Here is a 13,657-nt window from a genome sequence, read left to right as displayed (position 1 = left end):
CTCATTATGGCAGTATATGATTGGACCGGTCAGCGCGCCCGCCGGAGGAAGATGATGCGCGCAGCCAGCGTCGCAATGCTTCTGATCATCCTGATGGCGATTCCAGCAATATTGCTGCATTATAATCTCATCCAATTCCCATACTAACCACTTCGAATATTGACATCGCTACGCCGCCTTCCTTGCGTTCTGTTTTGGCTTGCGCGAAACGTTGTCACCTGCCTTGCGGTCAAGCGGCAAACAATCCAGCACGGCCAGAAGCGCGATGATGCCGAGCAGCACGAAGGCCAGACGGAACTCGATGGCGACGACACCATCGACCCCCAATGGCGCACTGATTGCCTGGCCGATACGTATGCCGATAGCGCCAACCGCGATGCCCATGCCCATCGTCAGCTGAAAGACGGTGCTGAACAGCGTGTTGGCACCCGTCATCTGCCCCGGTGGGATATCGGCAAAAGCTATCGTGTTGAGTGCCGTAAAGTGCATCGACCGGCACATGCCGCCGATGAACAGCACCGGCGCAATGAACCAGAGCGGCGTATCGGGCGAAAACAGCGCACAGGCGGCAATGAAGATGGCGTTCAGAAGACCATTGACGATCAGTACCGGCTTGAAGCCGAAGCGGCGCAGAATGGGTGTCGTTGCTGGCTTCATTGCCAGATTGCCGGCGAAAACGGCGAGCGTCAGCATGCCCGCATGAAAGGCGCTGAGCTCGAAGCCGACCTGAAACATCAACGGCAGCAGGAATGGCACGGCACCGATAGCGGTGCGGAACAACGATCCGCCTGAGATGGTGATGGCGAACGTCGGCAGCTTTAGCCCGGAGAGATCGATGAGCGGATGCTTCGTGCGGAGAAAATGGAAAACGGCGATGGTCAGCAGGACGAAGCCGACGATCACATAGGCCCAGGCCTCCAGCCAGACGGGATCAGGGCGGCCGATCAGTTCCAGCCCATACATCAGGCTCGCAAGCCCGATGCCGCTGACGACGAAGCCGATCCAATCGAATGGCGGGCGCGCTGTGCTTTTCGTTTCCGGAATGAGCATGAGCGCAAAAATGAAAGCCAATATGCCGAGCGGCAGATTGAGGAAGAATATCCAACGCCAGCTTGCATGGTCGGTGATGAAGCCGCCGAGCGGTGGCCCGAGGATCGGCGCCACCAGCGCCGGCCAGGTGATCGTCGCAATAGCCGAGATCAGCTTGTCCTTCGGGGTATTGTTCAAGACGACAAGACGGCCCACCGGCACCATCATCGCGCCGCCGATGCCTTGCAGGATGCGCATGGCAACAAAGGAGCCGGCGCCATTGGCAAAACCGCAGAGGACGGAGGCGAGCGTGAAAATGACGACGGCTGTCGTGAAGACCAGACGCGCGCCGAAGCGATCACTGATCCAGCCGCTGATCGGAATGAAGACGCCAAGCGTCAGCAGATAGGCGCTCATGCCGATATTGAGATCGACGGGGCGGGCGCCGAAGGAAATGGCCATCTGCGGCAATGCGGTCGCGATGACCGTACCGTCGAGATTCTCCATGAAGAAGGCGCCAGCCACGAGCAGTGCTATCAACAGCGAACGCGAGCCCGCCTCCCGCACCTCCTCCCTCTGCCCAGGTGTGGACATATCATTCATGGATCAGCAACTCCGAATCCGCCTCGCATCCCGCCTGCATTTAACCGGTTCGGGAACGTTTACGATAGCCGAAATCGTCCCATCAATCGATTGAGCGATCACGTTTCGCTTAGCGAATGGTACGCAATTTGATCTCCACGCCGATACCGTTGCCGACCCAAACAGGCCCGAGGCTAACCTGTTCAAATCGGTGAACAGATCAGTCAATTCGTTGCCAGTAGGCATGTATATGGAAGACATGCTAGGGTTTTCATCGGAAAATGCCGCGGGAAGTACAATGGGATCGATACCACAACACTATGGAGCAGCCCCGAGCCGGCCGAGATGCTGGCAAGGAGCCTCCGCATCGACATAGGCTGACGATTGTTCTTACCAACGGCGCATCAATAAGGAACGAGAGCCCCGCATAATGAAACATGGCCAGGACGCAATGACCTCCAGGGCTACCCCGGAATCGAAACTGATCGTAACGCAGTCGCCCTTCGATGCCTTTGTGCGAAAATACGGTACGATCCCGCGGCGCGGCGTCTTCGGCTATTTCGTCCACGAACTCGGTCGCCGCATCGTCGGCGGAGACTATCCGGTCGGCACGACACTGCCGAATGAGCCAGATCTCGTCGAACAATTCGGTATCAGCCGCACGGTCATCCGCGAAGCGATGAAATGCCTGGCCGGCAAGGGATTGGTCGAGATCAAGACCCGCGTCGGCACGCGCGTCAAGGAACGCTCCAACTGGCATCATCTCGATACGGATGTCATGGTCTGGTATTACGAGACCGGCCCATCGGTCGAAATCATGCGATCGATCAAGGATCTGCGATTGGCGCTCGAACCGGAGGCGACGGCGCGCGCAGCACTCCGCCGCACCGAAAGCGACATTACGGCCATCAAATCCGCCTACGAAGAGATGGCGTCCACCATCGGCGACGTCAACAGCAATGCCGATGCCGACCTGCGCTTCCATACGGCGATCTTCGCCGCTACGCACAACATGATCTATTCGCAGCTGATCGATCTGATCGCGGTCGGGATCTACGCCAACCGCACGCTATCGGGCCACGAGGACATAGCCGAAGGACAAAAGCGCGCCCTGCCCCTTCACAAGGCGATCCTCGACGCCATTCTCGCACAGGATACGGACGCCGCGATCAAGGCATCGCGAAACCTGCTGGAAGCCTGGCTCGCGCGCGACTACGGCTTCTGACAGATCACACCCTGCCCCGGTGCCCTGGCCTCGCGCTAATGGGTCAGCGCTTCCGGTGCATCCGCCTTGGGCGCCGACGACGCCCGACCGGCATCTCGCGTAATCGGGATCTCCTCACGATTATTCAGGCCCTTGTGGGATCAATGTTCTGACATCTCGCCTGCAGCGCCGTATGAGCGCAGTTTGTCGGTGATGACACTTCGGCATCTCCTCGACCAGCCGCAGGCTCAAAGGGAACCCAAATACAGCCAGACCGAACGAGCAATGATCTGCGGTGGAAAGCGGTGGTTCTTGTAGCTGACGCAAGAGGCGCTAATTCCTGCAACTATCTCGCCAACCGAAAGCTACTTGACGGGAGCTTTGACATTGTAAGAGTTTACGAACGCAACTTCCCGGTCAACAATGTACCCGCAGAAAGATGATGCCGATGTCTGGGCACGGGACGCCGCCAGCATTGCCGTCCATAATTTCCTGATTGGTCCCAACCCCTATTGAGGTTCCCATGCGCATCGCCGTCGGAGGCATTCACATCGAATGCAGCACCTACAATCCCGTCCTGAACGAAGAGAAGGATTTTCGCGTTTTACGCGGCCCAGAGCTGACTGCCTCGCCCTACTTCGCCTTCCTTAGGGATTATGACGGCGAATTCCTGCCAACCATTCATGCCAGAGCGATCGCCGGCGGTCCGGTCGCCCGTCATACATACGAAGCCTTCAAGACAGAGTTTCTGGAAGGATTGAAATCATTACTGCCACTCGATGGGCTTTATCTCGCCATGCACGGCGCCATGTATGTCGAAGGCATGGAAGACGCCGAAGGCGACTGGATCAGTGCGGCTCGTGCCGTCGTCGGCGACGATTGTATGGTCTCGGCAAGCTACGACTTGCACGGCAATGTCACCCAGCGCATCATCGATGCGCTCGACATGTACTCGACCTATCGCACCGCGCCGCATATCGATGTCGAGGAGACCATGCGCCGCGCCGTCAAGATGCTGACGGAAAGCCTGAAGACCGGTGTAAAACCCATCCTGCTCTGGGCGCCGATCCCCGTGGTGCTGCCGGGCGAACGCACCAGCACCGTCGATGAACCGGCCAAGAGCCTTTACGACATGCTGCCCGGAATCGATGCCATCGACGGCGTCTGGGATGCCTCCCTCATGGTCGGTTACGTCTGGGCCGACGAACCGCGCGCAACGGCCGCCGCCATCATGACCGGCACGGACCGCGCCGTGCTCGAACGCGAAGCGAAACGACTGGCGCAGGCCTATTGGGATGTGCGCAAGGATTTCGTTTTCGGCTCGGAGACCGGCTCGCTCGAAGAATGTGTCGCCAAGGCAATCGCCAGCACGACTTCGCCCGTGGTTCTGGCGGAATCCGGCGATAATCCAACGGGTGGCGGCGTCGGTGATCGCACCGACGTGCTGGCGGAACTGATTGCCAAGGGAGCACAAGGCGTCATCTTTGCCGGCATCGCCGACAGGGCCGCGACGGAAGCCTGCTATACCGCAGGCCTCGGCGCCACTCTCAATCTTTCCGTCGGCGCATCGCTCGACACCGAGGGCAGCAAGCCGGTGACGGGCAGCTTCACCGTCAAATATCTGCTGGAGACTAAAGAAGCGACCGACAGGCAGGCCGTGGTTTCCATCGGCGGCATCGACCTTGTGCTGTCGGCCAAGCGCCGCCCCTATCATAACATCGCCGATTTCACCCGCCTCGGCCTCGCACCGCACAAAGCGAAGATCATTGTCGTCAAATCCGGCTACCTTTCGCCCGAGCTGGCGCCGATCGCCAACCCGAACCTGATGGCTCTGTCCCCCGGTGTCGTCGATCAATTTGTCGAACGCCTGCCGCGGTTGCGCAAGACGAAGCTAACCTATCCCTTCGACAAGGATTTCGACTTTACGCCTGAGACAGCGATTTCCGCGCGCGCCGTCGGCCGCTGAAGCTCAAGTCAAAGAACCGCAATAGCGGCTATCGTCAATCACGCACAAAGATTGTGCAATGCCGAAATTGCACAAAAAAGCGCTTGACGAGGCGAACGAGTTCAACTTCTATCGAACCAATTTCAAATTGGTTCACCTCTCGATATGGCAATCGACGGCCTTCCGGAAAATTCGGTCCATGCCCTGGAAAGGCTCCGTGGGCTTTTGAATTCGGCAGATCTCCCGGCTGACGGAAAGCTGCCGACGGAGCGGGCTCTTTCGGAAAACCTCGGCGTCAGCCGGCGTGCGATCCGGCGAGCACTCGAAGTGCTGGAAGCGGAAGGCCGCGTCTGGCGCCGGCAGGGCTCGGGAACCTATGTCGGGCAGCGCCCGGCCGATTGGAGCCAGCATGTCAGCACGCTTGTGGCCGGCACGGATCTCATGGAGGTCATGGAAGTTCGGCTGCGCATCGAGCCGCAATTGGCTCAGCTCGCCGCCATGCGCGCCAAACCCGACGACATCGACCGCATGTACGAACTAGCGAAGAAGATCACCGCCAGCGACGATGCCGACAGCCGAGAGCTTTGGGATGGCGCATTGCACCGGCTGATTGCACAAAGCGCCGGCAACCAGTTCTTCCTCACCATTTTCGACGTCATCAATCATGTCCGTCAGGATGAAGCCTGGCAAACCATTCGCGAATTGGCCCGCAGCATCAACAAGACCCGCCCTGTCTCCTATGCACAGCATAGGACGATCATCGATGCGATTGCTGCACGCAATCCGATGAAGGCGGCCGAAGCCATGCGCGAACATTTGCTGATGCTGCAGGAAAGCCTGATCCGCATCACCTCGCTGGATGCACGCCTAGCCGAGGAACCGCTGACTGAGGAGGTGGACTGACCAAAAGTCCCGCCACGCTCGACCACGACCGGAGAGGAAACCGGTCGGGACCGCAAAGAACGAAAACGATAAACAGGAGAACAGAATGAAGATCGCCAAATTCATGGTATCGCTTGCCGCCGGCGCCCTGATCGCGCTGCCGTCCCTAGCCGTCGAACTCAAGATCGGCCTGCAGGACGATGCCGACGCGCTGGACCCTGCGCAATCGCGCACCTTCGTCGGCCGCATCGTCTATACCGCACTTTGCGACAAGCTCGTCGACGTAACACCGGACCTGCAGTTCGTGCCGCAGCTTGCCACATCCTGGAAATGGTCCGCCGACGGCAAGCAGCTCGTCATGGAGCTGCGCCAGGGCGTGAAATTCCAGGACGGGACGCCGTTCAATGCGCAAGCCGTTGTCGACAACATCCAGCGCTATCAGACATTGCCGGAGTCGCGCCGCAAGAGCGAGCTTTCTTCCGTCGCCAAGGTCGAAGCAACAGGCGAGTACGAAGCCACCTTCACCCTGAAGGCGCCTGACGTCACGCTGCTCGCCCAGCTTTCCGACCGCTCCGGCATGATGGTCTCGCCGACCGCGGCAAAGGCTGCCGGCGCCAAATTCGGCGATCATCCCGTTTGCTCCGGCCCGTTCAAATTCGTCGAGCGCGTGCAGCAGGACCGCATCGTGCTCGAAAAATTCCAGGATTACTGGAACAAGGACAAGATCTTCATCGACAAGGTGACCTACCTGCCGATCCCCGACACGACCGTTCGCCTCGCTAACCTGCGCTCCGGCGATCTCGATATGATCGAGCGCGTGGCGGCATCCGATGTCGGTACGGTCAAAGGCGACCCCAATCTCGTCTATGCCGATGCGATCGGCACCGGTTGGCTTGGCGTCTACGCCAATGTCGGCAATGGTGCGCGCGCCGACAATCCGATGGGCAAGGACAAGCGCCTGCGCCAGGCTTTCTCGCTGGCGATCGACCGCGAAGCCGCCATGCAGATCGTCTTCGACGGCACCGGACTTGCCGGCAATCAGCCGTTTGCACCTAACAGCCCGTGGTTCGACAAGGATATTCCGGTGCCTGCCCGCGACATCGACAAGGCCAAGGCGCTCGTAAAAGAAGCCGGCCTCGATCGCATTCCGGTCGAGCTCGCCGTCGCCAACAATCCCGTCTCGATGCAGATGATGCAGATCATCCAGTCGATGGTTGCCGAAGCAGGCTTCGACGTGACGCTGAAGACGACGGAATTCGCGACCCTGCTCGACGCGCAGTCGAGCGGCAACTATCAGCTCAGCCGCTCCGACTGGTCCGGCCGCTCCGATCCGGACGGCAACATCCAGCAGTTCGTGACGACCGGTGCCGGCCTCAACGATTCCAAATACAGCAATCCGGAAGTCGACAAGCTGCTGCAGGAGGCACGCCAGTCGCAGGACAATGCCGTGCGCAAGCAGAAATACGATGCGGCCGAGGCGATCCTCAGCCAGGATCTGCCGATCATCTTCCTCGGACATCAGGCCTGGATCTGGGCCTACAACAAAAAGGTATCCGGCTTCATGCCCTCCCCGGACGGCATGATCCGTCTCGTTGGCGTGAAGAAGAACGGCTGAGCGACCAAAGCCATGCGGGCTCCTTCCCGCATGGCCCTTTCACATTCGACATCGCGGCAAGGATCTGCCCATGTATAGCTATATCGGAAAGAGGCTGCTGGTCGCCATACCGACGCTGCTGATCATTTCGATCTTCGTCTTCTCGCTGCAGAAGCTGCTGCCGGGTGATCCGGTGCTTGCCATGGCCGGCGAGGAGCGCGATCCGCAGGTGCTGGAGCTGCTGCGCGAGAAATACCGGCTGAACGACCCGGTCATCTATCAATATGGCTACTGGCTGCAAGGCGTCGCGAAGGGCGATCTCGGCGTTTCGCTGCGCACCAATCAGCCGGTTCTGACCCTCGTTGCCGAAAAGCTGCCAGTCACCATTCAGCTCGCTGTGATGTCGATGATCTTTGCCTTCGCCATCGGCATCCCCATGGGCATTTTGGCGGCGGTGAAGAAGAATACCTTCATCGATTTTCTCGCCAATATCGTCGCCTTGTGCGGCCTGTCGGTGCCAAATTTCTGGCTTGGTATCATGCTGATCCTGCTGGTTTCGGTGAAGCTGCATTGGCTGCCGGCCTCGGGATACCAGCCGTTCTTCGAGGACCCCTGGCGTTCGATCCAGACGATGCTGATGCCGTCCTTCGTGCTCGGCAATGCACTGGCAGCCACCTTGATGCGCCATACGCGGTCTTCGATGCTCAGCGTGCTCAGTGCCGACTATATCCGCACAGCCCGCGCCAAGGGCTTGCCGGAGGCCGCCGTCGTGCTGCAGCACAGCTTCCGCAACGCCATCCTGCCTGTCGTCACCGTCAGCGCCCTGCTGTTCGGAGAACTGCTGGCCGGGGCAGTGCTGACCGAACAGATCTTTACCATCCCGGGCTTTGGCAAACTGATCGTCGATGCGGTTTTCAACCGGGATTACGCCGTCGTCCAGGGCGTGGTGCTCTGCACGGCCGTCGGCTTCATCGCCATGAACCTCATTGCGGATATTCTCTATGTCGTCCTCAATCCACGCATGAGGGCGGCCCTATGAGCACAATCGTTCAAGTGACTGCCGCAAGCGCCTCGGTCAAGCGTGCTCCCAACCGCGCCTGGCGCAAGCTGCGAGCCAACAAGGGGGCACTGGTCGGGCTTGCGATCATCCTGTTCTTTACCGTGCTCGCTGCGCTTGCACCGCTCCTGCCGATCCCGGATCCGGTCGCTACCAGCTGGTCGGCAATCCGCAAGGCGCCATCGGCCGCGCACTGGCTCGGCACCGACGATCTCGGCCGGGACATTCTCTCCCGCATGATCTGGGGCGCGCGAGCGTCCTTGATGGCCGGCGTCTTCTCGGTTGCCATCGCCGTTGCGATCGGCGTGCCTTTGGGCCTGATCTCGGGCTACTATGGCGGCTGGATCGATCAGATCATCTCGCGCATCACAGAAGCCTTCCTGGCGATGCCTTTCCTCATCACCGCCATTGCGCTTGCCGCCTTCCTCGGCCCGAGCCTCACCAATGCGATGATCGCGATCGGGCTTTCGGCAACGCCCGTTTTCGTGCGGCTGACGCGCGGCCAGGTGCTGGCGGTCAAGACGGAGGATTATGTCGAAGGCGCCCGCTCGATCGGTCTGCGCCATACCAGCATCATCACCCGTTACATCCTGCCGAACGTCTTTGCTCCGATCCTCGTGCAGGCAACGCTCACCATCGCGACGGCGATCATCGCCGAGGCCAGCCTCTCCTTCCTCGGCCTCGGCCAGCAGCCCCCTGCCCCGAGCTGGGGTTCGATGCTCAATGTCGCCAAGAATTATCTCGAACAGGCGCCCTGGATGGCCATGTGGCCGGGTGCCGCCATTTTTCTCGTCGTGATCGGCTTCAATCTCCTCGGCGACGGCCTGCGCGATGCGCTCGACCCGCGCGAAGCATGAATAAACTCAAAAGGATGCCCCAATGACCGCATTCACCACCCGCCCCGAAATCCTCGGCACCTTCGGCGTCGTCACGTCTACGCACTGGATCGCATCCGCCGTCGGCATGAGTATTCTCGAAAAGGGCGGCAATGCCTTCGACGCCGCCGTTGCCACCGGCTTCGTGCTGCAGATCGTCGAGCCGCATCTCTGCGGGCCGGGCGGCGACATGCCGGCCATCCTCTATTCGAAGAAGAAGGATAAGGTCGAGGTCATCTGTGCCCAGGCGCCAGCGCCGGCCGGCGCAACGATCGAACATTACACGCGCGAGGGGCTGAAGCTCATTCCTGGCGATGGCCTGCTCGCGACCGTCATTCCCGGCGCCTTCGACGGTTGGATGCTGATGCTGCGTGACTACGGCCGGCTGACGGTCCGCGACGTGCTGGAGCCGGCGATCCATTATGCCGAAAAGGGCCATCCCGTCCTGCCGCGCGTTTCCGCAACTATTGCAGGACTTGCCGATTTCTATCGCAAGGAATGGCCGACCTCCTATGACACCTGGCTTCCCGGCGGTGCCGCTCCCGAACCCTGGTCCAACTTCAAGAACCCGGTTCTTGCCGAAACCTGGAAGCGTGTCGTTGCCGAGGCGGAAAGCAAGAGCGATCGCGAAGCGCAGATCGAAGCCGCACGCGATGCCTATTACCGCGGCTTCGTCGCTGAAGCGATCGACAGCTATGTCAGCAAGACGGAGGTCATGGATGCGAGCGGCGCCCGCCACAAGGGCGTGCTGACTGCGGATGACATGACCAACTGGCGCGCCACCATCGAGGAACCGCAGACCTACGACTATCACGGCTGGACGGTCGCCAAGATCGGCCCCTGGGGTCAAGGCCCCGTCTTCCTGCAGACGCTGGCGCTGCTCAAGGGTTTCGATCTGGCCGGAATGGACCCGGCAGGCGCCGACTTCGTCCATACGGTCACGGAAGCGATGAAACTCGCCTTTGCCGATCGCGAGGTCTATTACGGCGACCCCAATTTCACGAAAGTGCCGCTCGAAAGCCTGCTGTCGGACGCCTATGCCGATGAACGCCGCCGGCTGATTTCGCCGGAGGCATCGCTTGCCTTGCGCCCCGGCAAGCTTGCCAGCTTCGAAGGCCAATATGATCTCACCATGCAGATGCTCGATGCGCCGGAAGCCAAGGGCGGTGCGGTCTATGAGCCCACAATGTCGCATCTCACCGAGAAGCGCGGCGATACCGTGCATATCGATGTCATCGACCGCGAAGGCAATATGGTGTCGGTGACGCCATCCGGCGGCTGGCTACAATCCTCGCCGATCATTCCCGGCCTTGGTTTCTGCCTGAATTCGCGCGCGCAGATGTTTTGGCTGCAGCCAGGCCTGCCCTCCTCGCTGGCACCGGGCAAGCGGCCGCGTACGACGCTGACGCCGACGATGGCGCTGCATGAAGGACGCCCGACGCTCGCATTCGGCACGCCCGGCGGCGATCAGCAGGAACAGTGGCAGCTCTCCTTTTTCCTGCGCTATGTCCATCACGGGCTGAACCTACAGGAAGCGATCGACAAGCCGCTATTCCACAGCACGCATTTCCCCAGTTCCTTCTATCCGCGCACGCGCGAACCCGGCGGCCTGACGGCAGAGGCGAATTTCAGTGCCGACGTACTGGATACGCTCCGCAAGAAAGGCCATCAGCTGACCGTCGCGCCGGAGTGGACCGTGGGCCGCCTCACCGCAGCTCGGCGTGACGCCGACGGCCTCTTGCGCGCTGCGGCAACACCGCGTTTGATGCAAGCCTACGCGATTGGGAGATAGAACGGATGACCTGGTCCATTGTCGCCCGCGAGCCGGAAACCGGAAACTTTGCCATCGCCGTCGCCACGCGCTTCTTTGCCGTCGGCAGCATCGTGCCGCATATTCGCGGCGGCATCGGCGCGGTTGCGACGCAGGCCTTTGCCAGCCCGCTCTACGGCATCGACGGACTTGCGATGCTGGCATCCGGTCATGCGCCGAGCGAGATCCTAGAAACGCTGAGCGCTCGCGACGAAGGCCGCGAGCAGCGGCAGTTTCACCTGATCGACAGCAAGGGCAACAATGCCGCCTTTACCGGCGCCAAATGCATCGATTGGGCGGGACATCTGGTCGATGACAATGTCTCGGTCGCCGGCAACATGCTGGCCGGGCCGCAGGTGATTTCTGAAACGCTTGCGACCTTCAAGAACACTGTCGGCAAGCCGCTCGCCGAGCGACTGCTCGAAGCCATGCGGGCGGGCGAAGATGCAGGCGGCGATAAGCGTGGCAAGCAATCGGCAGCACTCGTCATCCACCGCGACCAGGATTACGCCTGGCTGAACATCCGTGTCGACGACAGTGCCGATCCGCTTGCCGAACTGGAGCGGCTCTATGCCGTCGCTCAAGAGCGTTATCTTCATGTCGCCGAGACCATGCCGACGCGCCAGAATCCCAGCGGCGTGATCGACCGACGCGAGATCGACGAGAGGATTGCCGCGCTTGAGGCCAAAAGGGTGGCCGAAGGCCGACCCTCGGCTTCCCGTGCAACGATGGCAGCTCCGTCGTGAGCAACCTCAATTGAAGCCTGACCAATGGTAAAATCATAAAAGGGAACTCGATGCCGACCATTGCAGCTCGAACGACCAACCCAGGCACCCAGCCTGTTCTCTCCGTCTCCAGTCTCTCCACCTCATTTCTCGTCGATGGCGAGTGGCGCCTGGTCGTGAAGGGCATTTCCTTCGACGTCATGCCAGGTGAAACGGTCGCGATCGTCGGCGAAAGCGGTTCCGGCAAGAGCGTGACCTCGCTCTCGATCATGCGGCTGCTCGCCAGAGCCAGCAGCCGCATCGAGGGTGAAGTCAGGCTCAACGGCCACGATCTTCTGACTTTGCCGGAGGCCGAGATGCGCAAGGTGCGCGGCAAGGATGTCGCGATGATCTTTCAGGAGCCGATGACTTCTCTCAATCCGATCTTCACTATCGGCCGGCAGATTTCCGAGGCGCTGACCTGCCATGGCAATATTTCCAAGGCTGAAGCGAAGGCGGAAACGATCCGCCTCCTGGAAAAGGTGCGCATCCCCAACGCGTCCTCGCGCTTCGACGAATATCCGCACCAGTTTTCCGGTGGTATGCGCCAGCGCGTGATGATCGCCATGGCGCTTGCCAGCCGCCCGAAACTGCTGATCGCTGATGAGCCGACGACCGCGCTCGACGTCACCATCCAGGGCCAGATCCTCGATCTCATCAAGGTGCTGCAGGAAGAGGAAGGCATGTCCGTCCTCTTCATTACCCACGACATGGGCGTCGTGGCCGAGATTTCCGACCGCACCATCGTCATGTATCGTGGCGAGGCAGTCGAGACCGGCAAGACCGACGATATCTTCCATCGCGGCCAGCATCCCTATACTCGAGCCCTGCTGTCAGCCGTGCCGCGCTTGGGTTCGATGAAGGACCAGCCGCAGCCGCTGCGCTTCCCGGTCGTTGACGCAAGCACTGGCGAGCGCAGCGAGCCAAAGGCGCTCACAGACACCGTCAATCACCGCAAGACGCCGGTTCTCGAGGTGAAGAACCTCGTCACCCGCTTTGATCTTCGCGGTGGCCTGCTTGCCCGTCCGACAGGCGCTATCCACGCCGTCGAAAATGTCTCCTTCGATCTCGCTCAGGGGGAAACCCTGTCGCTGGTCGGAGAATCCGGCTGCGGCAAGTCGACGACGGGGCGCTCCATCATGCGCCTCATCACGCCGAAGTCCGGCGAAGTTCGGCTCGACGGCTATGATGTGATGAAGCTGGACGCGCTCGAACTGCGCCGGATGCGCCGCAGCATCCAGATGATCTTCCAGGACCCTTTCGCAAGTCTCAATCCGCGCATGACGATCGGTGCCGCGGTCGCGGAACCCATTATCGAGCATCGCCTTGGTTCGCGCGCCGAAGCCCGGGAGAAGGCGGCCGATCTTCTGGAACGTGTCGGGCTGAAAGCCGACATGATGAGCCGCTATCCGCATGAATTCTCAGGCGGCCAGCGCCAGCGCATCTGCATCGCCCGCGCGCTCGCCCTTGATCCGAAAGTGATCGTCGCGGACGAAAGCGTGTCGGCGCTGGACGTATCGATCAAGGCGCAGGTCTGCAATCTGCTGATGGATCTGCAGCAGAGCCTCAACCTGTCCTATCTCTTCATCTCGCACGACATGGCCGTGGTCGAGCGCGTCAGCCATCGCGTCGCCGTCATGTATCTCGGCGAGATCGTCGAAATCGGACCGCGCGCGTCGCTGTTCGAAAATCCGCAGCATCCCTACACGAGGAAGCTGATGGCGGCCGTCCCGGTGCCGGATCCGTCCCGACGCGGCATCCGGCGCAACCTTGCCGTCGACGAGTTGAAGAGCCCGGTGCGCCCCGTCGGCTATCAGCCACCCGCGCGACACTATCGCGAAGTCTCGCAGGGCCATCTGGTTCGAATGGAAGAGGCCGCCTGAGGCGCATTCTGACCTTGACGCCGCCGAATTCC

At 60.8% G+C, this 13,657-nt stretch carries 10 protein-coding genes and 1 pseudogene; 9 read left to right on the top strand and 2 right to left on the bottom strand.

Annotated features, from left to right (window positions below; translation table 11 throughout):
* Window positions 1–168: 168 nt before the first annotated feature.
* Complete coding sequence (locus FHX05_RS16625) at window positions 169–1,632, bottom strand: DHA2 family efflux MFS transporter permease subunit (RefSeq protein ID WP_210294895.1); 1,464 nt, start codon at window positions 1,630–1,632, stop codon at window positions 169–171.
* A gap of 430 nt (window positions 1,633–2,062) precedes the next feature.
* On the opposite strand from FHX05_RS16625, the gene FHX05_RS16620 reads away from it, so the two are divergent.
* A complete protein-coding gene (locus tag FHX05_RS16620) occupies window positions 2,063–2,836 on the top strand; it encodes a FadR/GntR family transcriptional regulator (RefSeq protein ID WP_246698975.1) in 774 nt (257 codons plus the stop codon).
* Between the two features lie 204 nt (window positions 2,837–3,040).
* Here FHX05_RS16620 and FHX05_RS30400 read toward each other — a convergent pair.
* Window positions 3,041–3,153: pseudogene (locus FHX05_RS30400) on the bottom strand (IS6 family transposase); the annotation flags it as partial.
* A 185-nt stretch (window positions 3,154–3,338) separates the two neighbouring features.
* Between FHX05_RS30400 and FHX05_RS16615 the strand changes: the two are divergent.
* From FHX05_RS16615 to FHX05_RS16580, 8 genes are all read left to right on the top strand, one after another.
* Window positions 3,339–4,781, top strand: a complete 1,443-nt coding sequence (locus tag FHX05_RS16615; protein WP_183873062.1) for a M81 family metallopeptidase — start codon at window positions 3,339–3,341, stop codon at window positions 4,779–4,781.
* 144 nt (window positions 4,782–4,925) lie between these two features.
* A complete protein-coding gene (locus FHX05_RS16610; RefSeq protein ID WP_183873060.1) occupies window positions 4,926–5,663 on the top strand; it encodes a FadR/GntR family transcriptional regulator in 738 nt (245 codons plus the stop codon).
* Between the two features lie 85 nt (window positions 5,664–5,748).
* Window positions 5,749–7,257: an ABC transporter substrate-binding protein gene (locus tag FHX05_RS16605; protein WP_183873058.1), complete on the top strand. Its 1,509-nt coding sequence runs from the start codon at window positions 5,749–5,751 to the stop codon at window positions 7,255–7,257.
* Between the two features lie 70 nt (window positions 7,258–7,327).
* Window positions 7,328–8,275 carry an ABC transporter permease gene (locus tag FHX05_RS16600; protein WP_183873056.1) on the top strand — a complete coding sequence of 316 codons (948 nt, stop codon included), beginning with the start codon at window positions 7,328–7,330 and terminating at the stop codon, window positions 8,273–8,275.
* Window positions 8,272–9,150: an ABC transporter permease gene (locus FHX05_RS16595; protein ID WP_183873054.1), complete on the top strand. Its 879-nt coding sequence runs from the start codon at window positions 8,272–8,274 to the stop codon at window positions 9,148–9,150. The genes FHX05_RS16600 and FHX05_RS16595 overlap by 4 nt, the downstream gene beginning before the upstream one ends.
* Window positions 9,151–9,172: 22 nt before the next feature.
* Entirely contained in the window at window positions 9,173–10,960 is a 1,788-nt protein-coding gene (locus FHX05_RS16590; protein ID WP_183873052.1) for a gamma-glutamyltransferase family protein, read from the top strand.
* A gap of 5 nt (window positions 10,961–10,965) precedes the next feature.
* A complete protein-coding gene (locus FHX05_RS16585; RefSeq protein WP_112603378.1) occupies window positions 10,966–11,724 on the top strand; it encodes a DUF1028 domain-containing protein in 759 nt (252 codons plus the stop codon).
* Between the two features lie 50 nt (window positions 11,725–11,774).
* Window positions 11,775–13,625, top strand: a complete 1,851-nt coding sequence (locus tag FHX05_RS16580) for an ABC transporter ATP-binding protein (RefSeq protein WP_183873050.1) — start codon at window positions 11,775–11,777, stop codon at window positions 13,623–13,625.
* Window positions 13,626–13,657: the final 32 nt, after the last annotated feature.

The sequence above is a fragment of the Rhizobium sp. BK491 genome (assembly GCF_014194925.1).
Classification (GTDB): Bacteria; Pseudomonadota; Alphaproteobacteria; order Rhizobiales; family Rhizobiaceae; genus Rhizobium.
This window is presented reverse-complemented; position numbering and strand designations above follow the sequence as displayed.

Excerpts from the sequence above, each read along its gene's own strand:
- FHX05_RS16625 (WP_210294895.1), bottom strand. The coding sequence starts at position 1,632 with ATGAATGATATGTCCACACCTGGGCAGAGGGAGGAGGTGCGGGAGGCG.
- FHX05_RS16620 (WP_246698975.1), top strand. The coding sequence starts at position 2,063 with ATGACCTCCAGGGCTACCCCGGAATCGAAACTGATCGTAACGCAGTCG.
- FHX05_RS16615 (WP_183873062.1), top strand. The coding sequence starts at position 3,339 with ATGCGCATCGCCGTCGGAGGCATTCACATCGAATGCAGCACCTACAAT.
- FHX05_RS16610 (WP_183873060.1), top strand. The coding sequence starts at position 4,926 with ATGGCAATCGACGGCCTTCCGGAAAATTCGGTCCATGCCCTGGAAAGG.
- FHX05_RS16605 (WP_183873058.1), top strand. The coding sequence starts at position 5,749 with ATGAAGATCGCCAAATTCATGGTATCGCTTGCCGCCGGCGCCCTGATC.
- FHX05_RS16600 (WP_183873056.1), top strand. The coding sequence starts at position 7,328 with ATGTATAGCTATATCGGAAAGAGGCTGCTGGTCGCCATACCGACGCTG.
- FHX05_RS16595 (WP_183873054.1), top strand. The coding sequence starts at position 8,272 with ATGAGCACAATCGTTCAAGTGACTGCCGCAAGCGCCTCGGTCAAGCGT.
- FHX05_RS16590 (WP_183873052.1), top strand. The coding sequence starts at position 9,173 with ATGACCGCATTCACCACCCGCCCCGAAATCCTCGGCACCTTCGGCGTC.
- FHX05_RS16585 (WP_112603378.1), top strand. The coding sequence starts at position 10,966 with ATGACCTGGTCCATTGTCGCCCGCGAGCCGGAAACCGGAAACTTTGCC.
- FHX05_RS16580 (WP_183873050.1), top strand. The coding sequence starts at position 11,775 with ATGCCGACCATTGCAGCTCGAACGACCAACCCAGGCACCCAGCCTGTT.